This window comes from uncultured Tenacibaculum sp. (assembly GCF_947499065.1).
GTDB lineage: Bacteria > Bacteroidota > Bacteroidia > Flavobacteriales > Flavobacteriaceae > Polaribacter.
The window spans coordinates 42,109-54,973 of sequence record NZ_CANMMT010000005.1; the positions used below are offsets into that span (position 1 = coordinate 42,109).

General features: G+C 31.2%; 12 protein-coding genes. All 12 read right to left on the reverse strand.

Annotated features, from left to right (window positions below; all coding sequences use genetic code 11):
- Positions 1 to 111 precede the first annotated feature (111 nt).
- Positions 112 to 636 carry a hypothetical protein gene (locus Q0958_RS11630; protein WP_299123243.1) on the reverse strand — a complete coding sequence of 175 codons (525 nt, stop codon included), beginning with the start codon at positions 634 to 636 and terminating at the stop codon, positions 112 to 114.
- A gap of 97 nt (positions 637 to 733) precedes the next feature.
- Positions 734 to 1,630 (reverse strand): oxidoreductase, encoded by an 897-nt coding sequence (locus tag Q0958_RS11635; RefSeq protein ID WP_299123245.1) that lies wholly within the window; start codon positions 1,628 to 1,630, stop codon positions 734 to 736.
- 79 nt (positions 1,631 to 1,709) lie between these two features.
- A complete protein-coding gene (locus tag Q0958_RS11640) occupies positions 1,710 to 2,255 on the reverse strand; it encodes a hypothetical protein (protein WP_235274135.1) in 546 nt (181 codons plus the stop codon).
- 20 nt (positions 2,256 to 2,275) lie between these two features.
- The gene (locus Q0958_RS11645; protein ID WP_299123251.1) at positions 2,276 to 3,004 is read right to left on the reverse strand and encodes a hypothetical protein; all 729 of its coding nucleotides are present in this window, start codon (positions 3,002 to 3,004) and stop codon (positions 2,276 to 2,278) included.
- A 26-nt stretch (positions 3,005 to 3,030) separates the two neighbouring features.
- Complete coding sequence (locus Q0958_RS11650; protein WP_299123254.1) at positions 3,031 to 3,981, reverse strand: XdhC/CoxI family protein; 951 nt, start codon at positions 3,979 to 3,981, stop codon at positions 3,031 to 3,033.
- Between the two features lie 510 nt (positions 3,982 to 4,491).
- Positions 4,492 to 5,451, reverse strand: a complete 960-nt coding sequence (locus Q0958_RS11655) for a peptidoglycan DD-metalloendopeptidase family protein (RefSeq protein ID WP_299123257.1) — start codon at positions 5,449 to 5,451, stop codon at positions 4,492 to 4,494.
- A gap of 43 nt (positions 5,452 to 5,494) precedes the next feature.
- Positions 5,495 to 6,073: a GNAT family protein gene (locus Q0958_RS11660; RefSeq protein WP_299123260.1), complete on the reverse strand. Its 579-nt coding sequence runs from the start codon at positions 6,071 to 6,073 to the stop codon at positions 5,495 to 5,497.
- Entirely contained in the window at positions 6,063 to 8,324 is a 2,262-nt protein-coding gene (locus Q0958_RS11665; RefSeq protein ID WP_299123263.1) for a molybdopterin cofactor-binding domain-containing protein, read from the reverse strand. Before Q0958_RS11665 ends, Q0958_RS11660 begins: the two co-directional genes overlap by 11 nt.
- Complete coding sequence (locus Q0958_RS11670) at positions 8,324 to 9,724, reverse strand: FAD binding domain-containing protein (protein WP_299123266.1); 1,401 nt, start codon at positions 9,722 to 9,724, stop codon at positions 8,324 to 8,326. Before Q0958_RS11670 ends, Q0958_RS11665 begins: the two co-directional genes overlap by 1 nt.
- Positions 9,725 to 9,776: 52 nt before the next feature.
- Positions 9,777 to 10,274 carry a GNAT family N-acetyltransferase gene (locus Q0958_RS11675; protein WP_299123269.1) on the reverse strand — a complete coding sequence of 166 codons (498 nt, stop codon included), beginning with the start codon at positions 10,272 to 10,274 and terminating at the stop codon, positions 9,777 to 9,779.
- A gap of 72 nt (positions 10,275 to 10,346) precedes the next feature.
- Positions 10,347 to 10,943 carry a hypothetical protein gene (locus Q0958_RS11680; protein WP_299123272.1) on the reverse strand — a complete coding sequence of 199 codons (597 nt, stop codon included), beginning with the start codon at positions 10,941 to 10,943 and terminating at the stop codon, positions 10,347 to 10,349.
- 8 nt (positions 10,944 to 10,951) lie between these two features.
- Positions 10,952 to 12,796, reverse strand: coding sequence for a PLP-dependent transferase (locus Q0958_RS11685; RefSeq protein WP_299123274.1), 1,845 nt, complete (start codon positions 12,794 to 12,796; stop codon positions 10,952 to 10,954).
- Positions 12,797 to 12,865 lie beyond the last annotated feature (69 nt).

Consider the following 12,865-nt stretch of genomic DNA (forward strand, 5'->3'; position numbering starts at 1 on the left):
TTGTTTTTTACACTAGTAGAGCATGACAAAAAAAGAGTCGAAAAAAGAAGTAATATGTATTTAGTGTATTTTTTCAAATTATAATAAGAACGTTAAGAATAAGATTTTGTTTTATTTAAATGTTAGTTTGTTTTTTAAATTCAAACTCTTAAAAAAACTTTCTTGTCTTTCATAAGTATAACCGTTTGCAATCATATTCAGTTTATATTGTGTGGTTTCTATTTCGAGTTTCAAATGATTTATTTGATATTCATGTAATCGATAGATTCGAAAATATCGAGCATATGCCATTGGAATCCCTAGTTTTAATAATATCCACATTGGAGAAAATCGAATTGGTTTTATGATTTCTTTTCCACGAATAAGGTTAATTTTTAGCAATTCTTTTTCATGAATTGGTATTGCGTTTAGTTTATTAGAAAAATTTAAATAAACTAATATTCCTTTTTCAAAAGCAGCTATATTACATCTAGAATCAATTTTTATCGAAGAATTTACGGATGTTTTGTTTTCGATTTTTTTAAGAATTAATGAACCAGAACCAATAGGTGTAAGTTTTTTTAGACTTATCTTTTTAGGGCTTCCAATTAATCGATTAAGTTTAGATGGACTTATTTCATTCTCTTCTAGAATCACTATGAAAATATGATTTTGTTATAAGCGAAAAGTACTAGAAATATAGTAAAGTATCAAAATAAAAAAGGCTTAAGAAAACTCTTAAACCTTAACTGTTTTAAAATTCATAATTAACACCTGTTGTTTCTACACTATATTCCCATAGTTTTTTTGCTAAGGTTTCATCAAATACTATTTCTTTTAATTTTATTGGCTTTGGATTTCCTCTAATAAACCATCTAGGGCCAAAATAAGTTTGTCCTTTGGTGTTTTCATCTGTTGCACCCATTAAGGCAGGTAAAGCTCCCATTTTAACCGATTGTGCCATGGTTTTATGAAAGAGTCCTTTTGCTCTTCCTTTTTGTCCTTTGGTTGCTGAAAGTCCTGGATGTGCACCTACCGAAATTGCTGAATAATTATGTGTTTTGAATAATTTATCGAGACTTACCATAAAAAGTAAATTGGCTAATTTACTTACTCCATAACATTTAGTTCTTTCATATGTTCGCTTTTCGTAGTTGATGTCATCAAAATCGAGATTTGCAAAAAGATATGCTCCACTAGACATTGTTACAACTCGTGCATTTGGTGTTTTCTTAATTTGTGGTAATAACAATCCAACCAAGGCAAAATGTCCTAAGTGATTTGTGGCCATATGCATTTCAACACCATCTTTAGTAAGTTGATGTTTTTCTAGACTTACGACTCCTGCATTATTAATCAGTATGTCTAAACGATTGTGTTTTTTAGTAAATTCTTTGGTGAACTCCTTTACCGAATTAATATCGGTTAAATCCAAACGAATAACATCTGCATCAATTTTTTTGTTCAGTGTTTTTTCTATTTGGTTTATTGCTGTAAATCCTTTGTCAATAGTTCTACAAGCTATTATAATTGTTGCGTTTTTTCGTGCTAACTCTAAGCTTATTTGATACCCTAACCCTGTATTACCTCCAGTTATAATCGCTACTTTATTACTAAGGTTTGGTATGTTGTTTTCGTCCCATTTTGCCATAATTTCTTTTTTACGTTCCGTAAATTCAATGCAAAATTGTGACTAATAAGTTTTTCAAATCTGAAATTAATTTCAGAAATTAAAGTTTGTGTTTTAGTTTGCTAAGCCATTGTGGTGTAATTCCGAGGAAATTTGCAATGTATTTTGAGGGTACTTGTTGTACAACTTGTGGCAAGTTTTGATGTAGGTGTTTTAGCATTTCTTCACTAGTCAAACTAATTAACATGGCTCTTAATTCGTTTTTATCTAATAAACTCATGATTCCATAGTTTTGAAAAACTTCTGCTAATTCTGAGCTAGCTCTAAATTCCGTAATTGTTTCTTTTGTAAGCTCTATTAATTCGGTGTTGGTAAAAGTAGCAAGTCGGTATTTAGAAGGTGTATTATAAGTAAATGATTGAGCTACTGTTGCTATAGGATGATAGTTGGGGATGAAAAAATTGATAGCTCTTTCTTCTCCTGTTGTTGGATGTACATGGTACAATACTGCACCTCCTTTTTTAACTAAAAATAACTTTTGTGCTATTTCATTAAATTCTATTAATGTTTTATGGCTTTGTAATTTAATTGGTGTTCCAATTTTTTCAAGCTCTAGAAATAGTGTATTGATTGTATTATTGTCCATGCTTTTGAAAGATAGTGGAATTATTGCGAGGAATAAAATAGTTTTTCCTGCTCTATCATTTGAATTACAATTGAGATCTTTTCAGAGTATTTCTTGTTAATTTCATCAATTCTGAAGAATTCTTTTTCTAGATATTCAATCAATCCTTTTTGATTAACTATGAACTCACTAAATTCTTTGTGATAGATTTTATCTCCAACTTTTAACCCTTTATTCATTAAATCTGTTCCATTTCTGTAAAAGAAATAAATAAAGTTCTTTAAAGTGTTTTCGTTTTTTGCTATTTCCCATTGGTTTAACAAATACTGAGGTGTAAAGAAGAATGAATAACATTCTAAGTCAGAACTACTAATTTCAGAATAGGGTGCATTTACAAAACTGTTCCAGTCGGCTAAAATGAAATTATTAATAGCATCAATTTCATTTTGTTCCCAAGTTTCCCATTCTATGCTCTCTAGTTTAATGGTAATTTCACACAAATCAATTAAACCTTTACCTTTTTTTTGATTATGAACTTCAAGAACTCTTGGTAAAAAATGTTTGTAATGTTCTACACTTCCCCAAGTATAAGTGGCTTTTCCGTGATAATATGAGAAATCATCTTCTTCTAGGTCTCTTAATTTTTTAGAAGCTAGTTTTTTAACATGAACTTCTTTAATACAACCACAATCACAATAATACATATCAGAAGTGGTATATTTTGAAAATACCTTATATAGATTTTCTATGGCTTCTTTTATATCGATCATTTGAATAGGGGAGTATTACTAGAATCTTACTTTCCTAAATTTTTAACTTGTATAATTTGTGCCGCAATACTTACAGCAATTTCTTCAGGTGTTTCACTTTTGATTGAAATACCAATAGGAGCGTGGACAGTATTTAGTTCTTCTTGTGTAAATCCTTCCTGTAATAACACATCCCACATTGTTTTTAGTTTGGCTTTACTTCCTAAAACTCCCATAAACTTATAGTTGTTTTTTAAAAGTTTACTCAATACTAATTTATCATCTGTGTATTTATTCGTCATAATAGCTACGTAGCTAGAATTACCTTTAATAATGTAATCACTAACATTGTTGTAGTCTATTATTAGTTTTTGATGTGCAAATTTGTTGTTTTCTAAAGTGTTGAGGTTTTCTCTGTTGTCAAATATAACAACATGGAAGCCTAGTTTTATAAATAGTTCTGAAACGGCTACTCCTACATGACCTCCTCCTACAATATATAAGGTTTCTTTAAAACCTATGTGTTCTTTAAAATACCAATCGTTATTAGTGTTGATTTGATATTCGAATTGATTCTCAATGGTTTCTTTTGTAAATGTGAAAGAGTTAGGCGTTAATTGCAAACTTCCTTTTTCTCCATTTTGTAAACAAATAAGTAGTTCTTGAATTGTAGTTATGTGCTCATTATGTAAACAGTGAAATGCAACTGTTTGCTCTCCTGAACAAATCATTCCAGATCCATCTTTGATGTTTCCTTTATGTATTTGTTTTTTTATAAAAGTAGGGGAGTGTTCTTTTTGAAGTAACTCCTGAGCTTCTTCTACCAAAGAGAATTCCATAACACCTCCACCTACTGAACCATAGATGAATTTGTTTTGGGTAACTAGCATTTTAAACCCTTTTCTACCTGGTGAACTCCCAAAATTTTCTATGACTGTTAAGACATATAGCTTTTGATTGTTTTGTAGTTGTTCTAATACGTGTTTCCAGAATTCCACTTTGTATATTGATAGTTTAATTAAAAATGGTTTCGCTTAAGGCATAGTATATTGCCATTAATGCCGAAAATATAGCACTTGCCATAAATCGCCAATCTAAACGAATTTTGTTTTGAATCAAATAATTAGCAATAAAAGATATTGGTATGTTTGCTAAAAACGACCAACATGCTATGATTAGCAATTGACTATTTACCAAATCATAATTTCCTGTAAATAATTTAATAAAAGCTAAATGTCTGAAAATCCATAATGGATTAAAATAAGCTATTGCTAAACCTGTTTTTGCTAATGTTTTTTTTATTCCTGAATATGCCGCTGTTTTTTTATCTATCCAAGCAAAATAATTAGGGATTTCAAACGCATAAATAGTGGCTCCTACTAAAACTATTCCGAGTAATCTGTATATAGAAAACTCGTTTAATAATAAAGCTGCAATGGTATCTCCTGCACTATAAATAATAGCGCCTCTTATGATATTATGTTTGGTATATTGTAATTTGATAGCGATTAGTTTGAAATGATGTCTCCTTTTACTGGAGAATAGTTAGACTTTTCGTTTCCGTTAACGTTTACTTTGTCAAAGAAACATTTTACTCCATCGGCTCCATTGATATCCTCGATATTTTGTACATGAAAATGTAATTGTGGATAATAGGAAGCTCCTGAATTTCCTATTTGTGCTAAGGTTTGTCCTTTAGTAACCTTATCACCGACTTTTACTTTGATCGATTGGTTCTTTAGGTGCCCAAAAAATAGAAACTCATTATTTTTTGTTTTTAAGATAACCGTATTTCCTGAATAATAATAACGATTGATATGTCCTGGAATGTTATCTTTTACTCCATTGATAACCGATACTATTTCTCCTTCAACTGGAGCAATAACTTCTTTACCAAATGAAAAGTGGTTTTCGTTTTGACGTCTATTACCTGTGTATCGTTTACTGTCTTTATTTAATAAAACAAAGTCGAAAGCATTTTTTTGGTAGTTTATGGTCTGGTGATTATTTTGCTTTTTAGTATCACCTCCTTGCATAACCCACCATTTTCCTTCTTTAAAAGGCAGTGTTATTTTTGAAATGTTTTTTTCTAAAACTGGATTGTCTCTGTATAAAAAAGCATCTAGTTTATTTAAAATTTGTTCACTTGGATAAATTTTAAATCGTTGATTTCCTTTTTCAAATTTTACATTAAAGCGTACTGCTGCTTGTGAAACTTCAATAAAGTTAAAATACTTAATCTTACCATATTTGGTTTGAAACTCTGATAAGATTGAGTTCCATTTTTCTTTTGAAACTTTTTTTTGAAAAGGAGCTGTAAATCGGTTATAAATTTTACCGTATAATTCTTTGTTGTAGTTTTCTTCAAAGTAAAACATAAACTGACCTGCGATGGCTTTTTTACTTTGTGAATAGGTGTGTAAACTAAAAACTAAAAGGGTTAGTAGTAAGGTTAGTTTGTTTTTCATGACAATTGATTTTTGAGTGTTCTTATTTAATAGCTTTTTTGGACTACAAATCTGTTTTTAATAGCGAGTATATTTCGCTATCTAAAAACTTTCCATTGTAGTAATAGTTTTCTCTAAAATAGGCTTCTTTTTTAAAGTTAAATTTTAAAAGTGCTCTTTTTGAGTTTTCATTTTCTGGATTTACATTGGCTTCTAGGCTATGTAAGTTCAAGGTGTTGAAAGCAAAATTAATTAGTGTAACCATGCTTTCTTTCATATAGCCTTTTCCCCAATAATCTGGACTTAAGACATAACCTATTTCACCTCTAAAGTTTTGTCTGTCCAATTTCCAAATCCCAAAATCACCAATAAGAGTATTGGTGTTTTTATCGATAATTGTCCAAGTAATTCCTTTTTTTTCTGAGAATGCCTGTTGAATACCTTCAATTCTTTTCTCAGTATCTTCTACTGTTTTAGGAATTTCAGAATCCATGTATTTGGAAACTTTTGGATGCGATCGAATATAAAGTGAGCTAGCAGCATCTTCTTTTTGATATTCTTTAAAAAGAAGACGCTCGCTTTCTAGCTCTGGAAACTTTTCGAAAATTGTTTCGTTTATGATATGTTCTGTATTATTTTTCATACAATCCCATTAACACTTTTTCTGGTGTGAATGGTGAGTGGAATTTTAATTTGTAATTTGGATTGAACTCCTTAACGGCTTGTTGTATGGCAAAATAAACTCCAATTCCGTACATTAAAGGTGGTTCACCTACAGCTTTTGATTTTTGAATTGCCATATCATTACCTGCTGTTTCTACTGGAATAGTTTCTACTGTTTTTGCTGCCGAAAAGATATCTGGTACTTTGTATGTTGATAAAGCATTTGATAACAAACGTCCGTCTTTGTTATAAGCGATTTCTTCCATTGTCATCCAGCCAATTCCTTGTGCAAGTGCTCCTTCTATCTGACCTAAATCAATTCCTATGTTCATTGACTTTCCAAAGTCGTGTACAATTTTTACAGAATCAATTTCATAAGTACCTCTAATACAATCTACCGTTGTAGTTGTAATTGCTGTACCGTATACGTGGTATGCAAATGGATGTCCTTTTTCTTTTGTTTTATCAAAGTGAATCACTGGCGTTGCATAATGAGCATTTTCTGATAATGCTACACGTTGTAACATTGCTTCTGCAACTAATGCTTCCCAAGTAAGTGTTGACTTTTCTCCATTTACTAAAACCGTATCTTCTTTAAAAGAAATGTTTTTTTCTTCGGTTGAAAGCATTTTAGAAGCTACCGATGTCAATCTTTCGATTAGTGAATTACAAGCCATTTCTACTGCCTTTCCATTTAAATCGGCTGTTGAACTTGCTGCAGTAGGCGAGGTGTTTGCAACACGTGTAGTGTTGGTTGTTTCTAACTTTAATTTCGATGCTGAAATACCAAAAACTGATTGAGCTACTTGTAACATTTTTGTGTTTACACTTTGTCCCATTTCTACAGCTCCTGTTGATACTCCCACACTTCCATCTTGGTAAATGTGTACCAATGCTCGTGCATGATTCATTGGTGTGTTGGTAAATGAAATTCCGAAGGTTATTGGCATTAACGAAATTCCTTTTTTATACAGCTTATTTTCGTTGTTGAAGTTAGTTACTTCTTCTTCTAACTTTTCTAACTCAAATTTATCTTTGGCTGTAAACCAAGTGTTTTTAGCTTCTACTTGCTTGGCTATTTGCCCATATGAAAACTCATCGTTTTCATCAATTAAGTTCGCTTCTTGTATGCGTCTTCTATTAACTCCTATTTGATCAGCTGCATCTGCAATTGCACTTTCTATTACAAACATTCCTTGCGGTCCTCCAAAACCACGGAAAGCCGTGTTTGGTGGTAAGTTTGTTTTACAACTATATACGGTTGTGCTAACGTTTGGAATAAAATAACTGTTGGTTGCGTGAAATAATGTTCTTTCAGCAATGGCAGGTGATAAATCGGCAGCTGCTCCTGAATTTTGTAAGAACTCTACTTCAAACGCTTTTATTTTTAAATCTTTTGTTAATCCAATTTTATAAAAAGAAGAGTAGGGGTGTCGCTTACCTGTCATACGTAAATCGTCATGACGATTTAACATATACTTTACCGGACGGTTTAAGTGTTGTACCGCTACTGCAGCCATAACTGCCCATGGTGTTGCTTGATCCTCTTTTCCTCCAAATCCACCTCCTAAACGGATAACATCTACCTCTATTTTATGCATTGGAATTCCCAATACTTTGGCAGCTGTTTTTTGTACAGCAGTTGGACCTTGTGTAGATGATACTAATTTAATGTTTCCATTTTCCTGTGGAATCGCATAACATCCTTGTGTTTCTAGGTATAAATGTTCTTGCCCATTTGAAAAAGTTTCTCCTTCAAATACATAATCACAATTGGCAAATGTATTTTCTGAATCTCCTAATTTAAAAGAACGTGGTGCATTGATAAAACTCTTTTTCTCTTTAGCCTCTTTTGCTGTGGTAATTACTGGTAGCTCTTCAATATCTATAGTAATTAAGGCTCTTGCTTTTTTAGCTATGGCTTCACTTTTTGCTACGATAAATGCTATAGGTTGTCCCCAAAAGTGTACTTCATCTTCAGCCCAAAGAGGTTCATCTGGAATAATTCCTCCAATTTGATTTTCTCCTATTACATCTTTGTAGGTAAATATTTTTACAACACCATCTAGTGCTTCTGCTTTTGAATAGTCTACCGATTTTATTTTTCCATGTGCTTTTGGCGAATCGAAACACAATCCGAATAAAGCATCTTGTCGTAACATTAAATCGTCAACAAATAACGATTCTCCTCGAACGTGTGTAAAACTGTCAATATTTTTCATCGTCTTCATTAGGCAATCAGTTTTTTTAGTTCAACTTCATTAGGAAATAACTCTATAAAATGTGCAAAGAATAATTGTTTTGCTAACAAACGTTTGTATTCTGAAGCTCCTCTAACATCACTAATAGGTGAAATCTCAGACTGTAAAATTGCTTCCGCTTCTTTTACTGTTTCTGAATTGATTGTTTTTCCAATTAGAAAAGCATTAGTTTTTTCTAAGTATTTTGGAGTTGCTGCTGCACCTCCCACTGAAAAGTGTGCACTTGTAATAATATTGTTTTCTGCAGTAATTCTTCCTGCGGCATTTACACTTGCAATATCTAAATGTGTACGTTTACTTACTTTTTCAAAGTTGAAATAATCATTTGATTGTGGAACTTTAAAAGAGATACTCTTTAAAATTTCTCCTTCTTGTAAATCGTATTTTTTATAATCTTGATGAAAGTCTTGGAAAGGGATTTGCCTTTCTGAAGCATCGTCTTCTTTCTGAATTGTTAAAGTTGAATTTAACGCCAAAAAGAAAATAGACATATCTCCAATCGGTGAAGCATTTACAAAGTTCCCTCCAATAGTTCCCATATTTCTAATTTGTTCTGAAGAAACTAATTTTAAAAACTGTTTAAGTTTTGGGAATAAGGTTTGAAGTTTTTTGTTTTCTGCTATTTCAGTAACCGTAGTATTCGCACCAAGGGTACAAATTCCTTCTGTAAATGAAATTCCTTTTAAAGCATTTTGATCTGTTAATAAATGTACATCTTCTTCTGCCATTTTATCTGCATGACGTACATAAACATCGGTACCGTTGGCTACTTTTACTCCTGTTTTTTCAAAAACTTTTGGTTGTAATTGTGCTAACTTTTCTGGAATGGTTTTAAAATAATTCGGAATAAAACCTTCGTTTATTAACCATTCTATTTGGTGATTTTTATCTTTTTGTTCAAGCTTTTCTTCTATTTCTAAACCAGCTTTTTCTATTGATTTATATCCTGTACATCTACAAATGTTACCACTAATAGCATCGTTGCAAGTGTTTGATTTACTATCGTCTAAAGCATACCCGGTCATAGAAACAACAAAACCTGGTGTACAAAAACCACATTGTGTAGCATAATTGTTGGTCATTGCTTTTTGAACGGTGTTTAATTCCTTTGGTAAGTTGGTTCCTTCTACGGTAACTATATGTTTTCCATTTGCATTTCCTAATGGTGAAATACAAGAGGTAATACTTTGATAAGCAACATTGTTATTATTTAATTCTCCAACTAAAACAGTACAGGCTCCACAGTCTCCTTCTCGACATCCTATTTTTGTACCTTTTAACTGTTGTTGTTCTCGAATAAAATCGAGTAAAGTAACACCCGATTTTTCGGATGTTTTGATAATCTGATTGTTAAGTATAAATTGTATCATAATGCAGAGGGCAAGATACGAATTTGTGTCGAAGTGTATAAGAGTTTGTTTTTTATACTAGTTTTTTCTCCATTTTATAATCGTTTACAGAGTGCCCGTTTGGAAAAGAGTTTGTTATTGAATCAATTATTTTAAATCCATTTTTTTGATAAATCTCTACAGTGTTTTGGTTTTGTTGATTAACAATCAATTCAATGTTTTTGATATGGTTTTCTGTAGCATACTGGTGAACATAATTTAAAGCACTCTTTCCTATTTTTAAACCACGAAATGCTTTTAAGATATACAGTTTGCTTAAAATTAGTTTTTTATCAAGTTTTTGAATGCCCAAATATCCTATATTATCGTTTTTATATTGTAAAAGGTAATACTGATAGTTTTCTTTTTTTACTTGATTTTCAATTGCTTTTTCTGATTGGAATTTTTCTAAAAAATAACGAGTGTGTTCAGCAGGAATTATTGGGTCATAAACTTCATGTAAAATTATGCTTGCTAATTTTTCAATTACTTTAAATTCAGTATTTGTAAGAGCTTTTCTTATTTTTATCATTTATGAAAAAGTAATTATTTTGTCTTTTAGAGTGAATAAGATTTAATCTTTTTGTATTAAATAATATACATTTTAAAAGTTAGCGAAGAAGATGTACATCAATTTATCATCTTTAAAAGTATATTCAACTAATAAGCGTACATTTTTATTACTTTTTGTTTTTCGTAGCAAAATAAAATGCTTTAATCCTTTAATTTTTTCTTGTGTTGCCATTTGAAAAAAGGATTGAGGCATTTTAGGAGTATTCAAAAAAGATTTTGGGTATTGATTTTTAAAATTACTTATAGAGTACTCTTTATTGTAAGTTAAATCGTTATTAGTTATGTTTTTATTTAATTTTCTAAAATCTATTTTAGTAGGTATAGACTCCATATCATTGAAACACCAAAATTCTAATCCTGAAAAATTAGCAACAGTGAAATTGGAAGAAGATTTAATTATAGATTCAATATCTTCATTAGAATTAAACTCTTTTGATTTATTTTGTTGAACTAATTGTTTTGGCATTCCTAGTTCAACTATTTGATCATTGATATTTCCAAAAAGAAGGGTTTTACCAATCTTAAGGTTATAAACATCAATTAAATCTAGTTTGATATCTGTTTTTTCATTTTGTGAATAACACAAAGTGAAAAAACAGATACTAAATATTGTTATTATCTTTTTCATAAAAACAATTATATACTTTTAACGAAATCTAAAAATACTTTTTTGTGTAATTCTAAATCCATGTCTGGCGAAAGTGCTACACGAGCAATATAATCTTTGTCTCCTTCTTTAGTAGTTCCTTGTGTTGAAGTTGCCGGAATAGTCCAATAGCATCCTTTTAACTGTCCGTAACTTACACAGTATTTACTTTCGTTTGGAATTTCTGTAATCATTAAGTTGATTAACTTATGATTCAATGCTCTTTTATAAGTTTCCTTTTCTTCTGCGGTAGCTCCTTTTGTAGGAAGGTCTAGTGAAAAAACTGATGGTGTAAATCCTTGTTCTGCTAATTCTTCCGATACAAAGTTGATTTTAGCTCCAGGTAATGTTTCTTCAATAAAGCTAACAAACTCACGAGTGTTTTTATAAGCTCCTGCAATTCTTTGTACCATTGAAGGCATTTGTTCTGCTAGTATTTCATATTGAAGATGTGTAGCTTCATTGTCGCAAAGATTTAAATGTGCTTCTACTTTATCTAGTAAAGCGTCAGTCATTTTATTTCCTATACAGTAACCCGCTGTACATTTTCCTCCGCTTGGGAATTTTGATCCACTAGCAAAAGAGATAGTTTTTACCGTTGAAAGTATTTCTCCTTCTCCTAAAAAGTGTACGTTTGGACAAAATGTTTGATCTAATATAAATACTGGATCAATAGCTGTTTCTCCTGATGGTGTTGTACGCTTTTTACTAAGTGTTTCTTGTAATTTTATAAGATTTGGAACTTCTACTCTTGGGTTTGTAGGAATCTCAGCAATGATATATGGAACGGCATCTTCACTAGCAATTTTATTTAAAACTACTTCTATACTTTGTACCATGTCGTTACCGCTATCTACAGGTAAGTCCATGATTTCTACATTGTCTAAACAAGCAGCAACACGTCTTGCTTGGTCGTTAGTTCCTCCATAACAATTTGGAGGTACTACAAACTTGATTGCTTTCCCTTTGTGGTTTTCTTGTGCGTAATCTACAAGTCCCATTAAAATGGCATATTGTATAGATAATCCGCTTGAACCTACCAACGCTTTGGTGTTTGAACCTGTAATAGTTGCTATTGAATTTAAAACTGATTGTTTGTTGTTAGCCGTATTGTTGTCGGTATGTGTGTAGGTAGTATTTTCTACTAACATTTTTAATGCCTCCAAGCAATTTGCTGGCGTCATAGCTACAGTTTCTCTTCTTCGTACATGCTGTATTTCTGAAATGTACGATTCGTTTTGAGCTCCGTTAACTAATAAGATACTTCCTAAATGTGAATAAAGACTAATGTAAAAATCAATATTTGAATTTAGCTCAAGTGCCTCAACTTTTTCTTCTTCTGAAATGAAAACGGTACTACCATCAAATTCTGTAACTTCATTTGAATTTTCAACTTGTTTTAAGTCGAATTGGTACCCATATACATTTCGAATGATTTCTGCATCAAACGAACTAGGTAGGTTTCCTGTGTAAAGGATTTGAGTTTGCTTATTTTCTAATAAGTTTTTTCTTAAAACAGCTAAAATAGGAACAACCTGTGATGAGAAACTGATGACATTTTCTGAGTTTAGGTTGTTAATACTCGCTACTCCCCATTCTAATACACATGATAATGGATGTCCTAGTCTTATATAATCATAAGCTGTAGGTAATTCATTTAGAGTTGCTGTGTCTGAATTGTTGTTTTCACATAAAGCTTCAAACTGCTCTATGAATTGAGTTTTTGCTAATTCTTCGTTGTATATATCTAGTCGATGTGTGGTTATGCTCAACCATCCTGTTGGCATATTTTTTATCACATCTTTTATGTAGTTTAACCTTTTGTTTTCTTGCATAATTAGTGCCTTTTAATGGGGTGGCAATATACGCCAAATAGATTTTTTTATAAAGTGTTATGAGATGTT

What these genes read in the sequence shown, in the direction of transcription:
- Q0958_RS11635 (WP_299123245.1), bottom strand. Translation starts at nt 1,630, where the DNA reads ATGGCAAAATGGGACGAAAACAACATACCAAACCTTAGTAATAAAGTA.
- Q0958_RS11640 (WP_235274135.1), bottom strand. Translation starts at nt 2,255, where the DNA reads ATGGACAATAATACAATCAATACACTATTTCTAGAGCTTGAAAAAATT.
- Q0958_RS11645 (WP_299123251.1), bottom strand. Translation starts at nt 3,004, where the DNA reads ATGATCGATATAAAAGAAGCCATAGAAAATCTATATAAGGTATTTTCA.
- Q0958_RS11655 (WP_299123257.1), bottom strand. Translation starts at nt 5,451, where the DNA reads ATGAAAAACAAACTAACCTTACTACTAACCCTTTTAGTTTTTAGTTTA.
- Q0958_RS11660 (WP_299123260.1), bottom strand. Translation starts at nt 6,073, where the DNA reads ATGAAAAATAATACAGAACATATCATAAACGAAACAATTTTCGAAAAG.
- Q0958_RS11665 (WP_299123263.1), bottom strand. Translation starts at nt 8,324, where the DNA reads ATGAAGACGATGAAAAATATTGACAGTTTTACACACGTTCGAGGAGAA.
- Q0958_RS11670 (WP_299123266.1), bottom strand. Translation starts at nt 9,724, where the DNA reads ATGATACAATTTATACTTAACAATCAGATTATCAAAACATCCGAAAAA.
- Q0958_RS11675 (WP_299123269.1), bottom strand. Translation starts at nt 10,274, where the DNA reads ATGATAAAAATAAGAAAAGCTCTTACAAATACTGAATTTAAAGTAATT.
- Q0958_RS11680 (WP_299123272.1), bottom strand. Translation starts at nt 10,943, where the DNA reads ATGAAAAAGATAATAACAATATTTAGTATCTGTTTTTTCACTTTGTGT.
- Q0958_RS11685 (WP_299123274.1), bottom strand. Translation starts at nt 12,796, where the DNA reads ATGCAAGAAAACAAAAGGTTAAACTACATAAAAGATGTGATAAAAAAT.